Source organism: Streptomyces sp. NPDC037301, from assembly GCF_055602785.1.
This window is the reverse complement of the sequence record NZ_JBVJWD010000131.1, coordinates 1-4,738: the sequence shown is the minus strand read 5'-3', so window position 1 is coordinate 4,738 and position 4,738 is coordinate 1. Positions and strand designations below refer to the sequence as shown.

The window sequence follows — 4,738 nt, the reverse complement described above, 5'->3', positions numbered from 1 at the left end:
TCCGCCGCTACATCATCTGGCGCAACCGCCATGCCGACCACCGGCGCCTACGCGCCGTCGTGGACAGGGCAAACGTTGCCTGATGCGGCACTAGTCGACCCGGCCGGGGGTACGGGTTTCCTTTGCCCGCCCGGTCATGATGCGGTCGATCAGCTCTTCGAAGGCGGCGCCGTTGCGGTCGCGTGGCCGTTCCAGGCCGGCGCCGACGGTCTCGCGGATCGTGCTGTAGGGGCGGGAGCCGAGCACGACGATCCGGTCGGCCATCAGCACGGCCTCTTCGGTGCACGGCAGCTGATCTTGCCGCTCCCCCCGACCGTGTCCGCGCAGCGACGCGCTGAACGGAGTCCACGGAACTGAGGAGGGAACACGTCCTGGGCCCTGGCCGACTGCGGGAGATTCCGAGAGCGACAATTGTGGGTGGGTGCCGTGCTGGTCGGTTCATGGAGTCAGGTCGCGAGGGCCTGTCCGGTGAACTGGGTGCCGAGCCGGCGGGAGACGACGATGAACGGCTCGGTCCGTGTCGGACAAGTTGTCGGGGTACCACTGCGGATGCACTGGAGCGTGCCCCTGCTGGTGGTCCTGTTCGCGTACGGTCTTGGCCGCCAGACCCTCCCCGCATGGACTCCGGGGCGCTCGGATGCGGTTTACACCTTCGCCAGTGCCGTGGGAGCCGTACTGCTCATGGGCAGCCTCCTGCTCCACGAGACGGCACACGCTGTGACTGCCCGCAGGAAGAAGATCGCGGTACAGGATGTGACGCTGTGGGCGCTGGGCGGGATGACCCGGATGGGGCGGCCGCCGACGGCCGCGGTGGCTTTCGCGGTGGCGGTCAGCGGGCCGCTCACCAGCCTGGCCATTGGAGGCACCGCGCTCGGAGCGGGAATCGGGCTGTACGCGCTGTCCGGCTGGGCGGTGCCTGCCGCCGTTCTGGTGTGGCTCGGCTGGGCGAACCTGTTCCTGGGTGTATTCAACCTGCTTCCCGCTGCGCCGCTCGACGGCGGAAGGGTGGTGCAGGCGCTGTTGTGGTGGCGTACCGGAGACCGGGAACGTGCGGATCGGGCGGCCTCCCGAAGCGGTCAGGTCGTGGGCGGGCTGCTGATGGCCTTCGGCTGGATCTCCTTTCTGCGCGGGGTGCCGGGCGGGCTGTGGCTCGTCTTCGTCGGTCTCTTCATCACAGTCGTCGCCGGCGCCGAACGGCAGCGCGCCGTGATCCACACGGGACTGCGGGGCGTCAAGGTCGCCGATGCCATGTCCAGCCCGGTGACCACCGGCGCCGACTGGCTGACCATCCGGCGTTTCATCGACGAGGTGGCGGTGAACTCCCGGCATTCCGCCGTGCCGCTGCTCGATTTCGAAGGCCGTCCCAGCGGGATCGTTCAGATACGCAACCTTGCCCGGATACCGGGAGCGCGCCGGGAGGCGCTGCGCGTGCGCGAGGTGGCGATCCCGCTGTCACAGTGTGCGGTTTCCGCCCCGAGTGATCTTCTGGGTGAGGTTCTCGACAAGCTGCGCCCGGGTGCTGGCCTGCGCATTCTCGTTGTGGACGGGGGCCATCTGGTGGGGATCGTCACCGCGAAGGACATTTCACGGCTGATCCAGCGGCACACACTGGGGGGCCAAGGGCCCAACTGAGCCTGTTTGCCCCGCAGCGTCGTCGGTGCTGGGACGCCTTCGGCCGGGATGTCCAGGTGGTTGGCCGGTTCGTCGAGCACGAGCAGTGACGGCTGCTGGGCGAGGGCGCGAGCGATGAGCACGCGCTGGCGCTCGCTGCCGGAGAGGCGGTCGAAGGGTCGGTCGGTCAGGTCGGTGGCGTCTACCGCGGTGAGCATCGACTCGATCATCGCGGCGTCCTCGGAAGTGTCGCCGTCGAGCAGCGACACCCCGCCAGATGGCGGGATGTGGACTGCGGAAAGCGCCGGTAGTGGCCAACGGCGCTGTCGTCGCAACGTCCAGCAGGAGCGCGGCGGCGGCACCGGCCAGGAATAGCCACATCGGGCATCTGCGGTCCGCGTTCACCGCTGTTCCCGCAGCAGTGCCAGGCGACGTTTGTACTCGTCCTCGTCGATTTCTCCGCGGGCGAACCGCTCGGCGAGCAGGTCCTCTGCTTGCCTGCTTCCCCACCTATGGTCGCCGGAGGAAGGAGGCGGGCCAGGCCGGTGACCACGGTGGCCGCTGGTCAGGTAGTGGACAGGGGCAACGATGCCCGCGATCGCCAGTGCCCGGAACAGCACCATGACCACGGCCATGACGATCCAGCCGCCCCAGCCCCATCCGCCGCTGTACCACATCATGCCGATCACTTCCCTTGGTTCCCCAATTCCAACGTGGGTCGGAAACGCCTTCGACGGAAATCGGGAGCCTGCTTCCCGGTGCTGGGCCGAACGGCCGGGGGGCTCATGCCTGCGGCCGGAAGATCGATCGCTGCGCGCGGTCGCCGTACCGCCGCCCATGCCCCGAGCGTCGCCCGGACAGACTCAGGGCATGCTGTCGCCAGGTGCGAGCAAGCTGGTGAGCTCCGCGATCGCCTCCGGGTGAGGACTTGAAGCAGCGGCGCACCGCCGCCGGACGAGGCGAGCCACGCTGCCGCGTTCCGCAGGCACTGAACGTGGTGAGCACCGGGAAGGGCAACATCCCGGCCCCCGTCCAGGTGACAGTGGGCCTGCCCAAGGTCCGCTCGGCCCGGCCACGCGAACCTGGACGCCGCCTTGCACGGCGAGGCACGCGCGTACGCCATGCGAGCCCTGTCACTTGGGGCGGGGGCGGGGCGGCGCGATCGACCTCGACCGGCAGCCTCCGGGCGAGAAATCGACGACCTGGGCTGTCCGCGCCTCCCGGAAGTCCCGGGCGAACAGGTCACCATCGAGTACATGGTGATCGGTGAGTCCGAGGTGATAAGGGTGCCCGTACTGTCAGCGCTGCCGTGCCTTCCGGCGTGAGCGGTAGTAGTCGCGCCGGACGAGGCAACCGAGCGCGTTGGTACCCGATGGGGTCGGCCATCCGACGCAGAGCTTCGCCCGTTCGCGGTTTCGGTCGGGTAGTGAGGCCGACCTCCGACTCGGGGCGGCGCCGGAGGGCCGGCGGCAGCGGAGTTTGCGGGGGAGCCATCCGCAACAGCGTTACCTGCGTGACGGCGCCTCCCGTTTGCCATTCCTAGGGCCTCTAGGTTTAACCTAGAGGCCCTAGGATGATGTGGAGGGCGCATGGTGCGGGCAGGGCTGACGGCGGAGCGGGTGACAGTCGCGGGCGCCGAGCTGGCGGACGAGGTGGGGCTCGACCAGGTGACCATGTCGCAGGTGGCGCGGCGGCTCGGCGTGAAGGATGCGAGCCTCTACACGCACGTCCGCGGCCTGGAGGATCTGCGCGGACGGATCGCGCTGCTCGCGGCGGACGAGAAGACCATCCGTATCGCGGAGGCGACCGCCGGATGCTCGGGCAAGGACGCGCTGGTCGCGTTCGCCAACGCCTGGCGGGAGTACGCCCACCGGCATCCGGGCCGCTACATGGCAACGCAGACCCCGATCCAGATCGACCCTGAGCTGGCCGCCAACGCGCCCGGACCGCGGCGCGCGGTCGAGCTGACCTACGGCATGCTGCGCGGCTACGGACTGGCCGAGCCGGACCTGACCGACGCCGTCCGGTTGCTGCGCAGCACCTTCCACGGGTTCGTCGCCCTGGAGGCCGCGGGCGGGTTCGCGCACCAGCGTTCGCCGCAGCACTCCTGGGTCCGCGCCCTCGACGCCCTGCACACCCTCCTGGAGCACTGGCCCCCGTCCCGAGAAGGAGAGTCCTCATGACCGCCCCGACCACCGGCAGCCTGCGCGTGAACGGCGCGACTCTGCACTACGAAGTGCGCGGCCACGGCCCGCTCCTGCTGCTGATCCCCGGAGGGACAGGCGGCGCGGCCTCCTTCGACGACCTCGCCGATGACCTCGCGGCCGAATACACGGTCGCCACCTACGACCCGCGCGGGATGTCCCGAAGCACGCTGGACGACCCCGAGGCCGAGCAGAGCGTGGCCGAACACGCCGACGACGCGTTCCGAATGCTGGAACTGCTGTCGCCCGGTGAGCCCGCCCGCGTGTTCGGCGCCAGCTCGGGCGCGATCGCCGCTCTGCACCTGCTCACCGCCCATCCCGAACGCGTCGAACGCGTCGTGGCACACGAGCCCCCGGCGGTAATGGTCCTGCCGGACGCCGCCGACCATCGCGAGCTCATCGCGCGTGTGCAGGAGACGTTCCGCACGCAAGGGCTCATGCCGGCGATGGCCGCGTTCGCCGCGGGACTGAAGAAGGACGGCGACACCACCGAGCCGAAGGCCGAGATCGAGCTTCCGCCGCGGGCGGCGGCGAGGGCCGAACAGACGATGGCCAACCTGCCGTACTTCGGCGGGCGCATTGTTCCCAGCTTCATGTCCTACACCCCGGACATAAACCGGCTGGAGGCGCTGTCGGATCAGCTCGTGCTCGCCGGCGGCCAGGACTCACGTGGCGAGCTGGCCTACCGTCCGGCCGCTCTCCTGGCCGAGCGTCTCGGCATGGAACTGCTGCACTTCCCCGGCGGCCACATCGGCCTGACCACGCATCCCGCCCAGTTCGGCGAACTCCTTCGCAAGGCACTCCGCGTCTAGACCCGTCTAGACCCGTCTAGACCCAATACCGGTGATTTAGGTCTTTTTCCGGGAGGTTGGGGCTGGTTTGGTGGGTCCGACGAGGGTGACGACTGGGGTGTCCGGCCGGGG

At 69.5% G+C, this 4,738-nt stretch carries 5 protein-coding genes and 1 pseudogene; 3 read left to right on the top strand and 3 right to left on the bottom strand.

Annotated elements, in window-relative coordinates; genetic code table 11:
* Positions 1-90 precede the first annotated feature (90 nt).
* Positions 91-264, bottom strand: a complete 174-nt coding sequence (locus tag ACZ7IB_RS48690) for a hypothetical protein (protein ID WP_470921772.1) — start codon at positions 262-264, stop codon at positions 91-93.
* A gap of 237 nt (positions 265-501) precedes the next feature.
* Here ACZ7IB_RS48690 and ACZ7IB_RS48685 point away from each other — a divergent pair, with 237 nt between their 5' ends.
* Positions 502-1,632, top strand: a complete 1,131-nt coding sequence (locus ACZ7IB_RS48685; protein WP_470921774.1) for a site-2 protease family protein — start codon at positions 502-504, stop codon at positions 1,630-1,632.
* 47 nt (positions 1,633-1,679) lie between these two features.
* On the opposite strand, the pseudogene ACZ7IB_RS48680 reads toward ACZ7IB_RS48685, so the two are convergent.
* Both ACZ7IB_RS48680 and ACZ7IB_RS48675 read right to left on the bottom strand, forming a co-directional pair.
* A pseudogene (locus tag ACZ7IB_RS48680) lies at positions 1,680-1,874 on the bottom strand (ATP-binding cassette domain-containing protein); the annotation flags it as partial.
* Positions 1,875-2,012: 138 nt separating this feature from the next.
* Entirely contained in the window at positions 2,013-2,291 is a 279-nt protein-coding gene (locus ACZ7IB_RS48675) for an SHOCT domain-containing protein (protein WP_470921771.1), read from the bottom strand.
* Between the two features lie 909 nt (positions 2,292-3,200).
* Between ACZ7IB_RS48675 and ACZ7IB_RS48670 the strand changes: the two genes are divergently transcribed.
* Both ACZ7IB_RS48670 and ACZ7IB_RS48665 read left to right on the top strand, forming a co-directional pair.
* Positions 3,201-3,794 (top strand): TetR/AcrR family transcriptional regulator, encoded by a 594-nt coding sequence (locus ACZ7IB_RS48670; RefSeq protein WP_470921769.1) that lies wholly within the window; start codon positions 3,201-3,203, stop codon positions 3,792-3,794.
* A complete protein-coding gene (locus ACZ7IB_RS48665) occupies positions 3,791-4,627 on the top strand; it encodes an alpha/beta fold hydrolase (protein WP_470921767.1) in 837 nt (278 codons plus the stop codon). The genes ACZ7IB_RS48670 and ACZ7IB_RS48665 overlap by 4 nt, the downstream gene beginning before the upstream one ends.
* The last annotated feature ends 111 nt before the right edge of the window (positions 4,628-4,738 follow it).

Coding starts and splice junctions, on each gene's coding strand:
- ACZ7IB_RS48665 (WP_470921767.1), top strand. CDS start 3,791: ATGACCGCCCCGACCACCGGCAGCCTGCGCGTGAACGGCGCGACTCTG.
- ACZ7IB_RS48675 (WP_470921771.1), bottom strand. CDS start 2,291: ATGATGTGGTACAGCGGCGGATGGGGCTGGGGCGGCTGGATCGTCATG.
- ACZ7IB_RS48670 (WP_470921769.1), top strand. CDS start 3,201: ATGGTGCGGGCAGGGCTGACGGCGGAGCGGGTGACAGTCGCGGGCGCC.
- ACZ7IB_RS48690 (WP_470921772.1), bottom strand. CDS start 264: ATGGCCGACCGGATCGTCGTGCTCGGCTCCCGCCCCTACAGCACGATC.
- ACZ7IB_RS48685 (WP_470921774.1), top strand. CDS start 502: ATGAACGGCTCGGTCCGTGTCGGACAAGTTGTCGGGGTACCACTGCGG.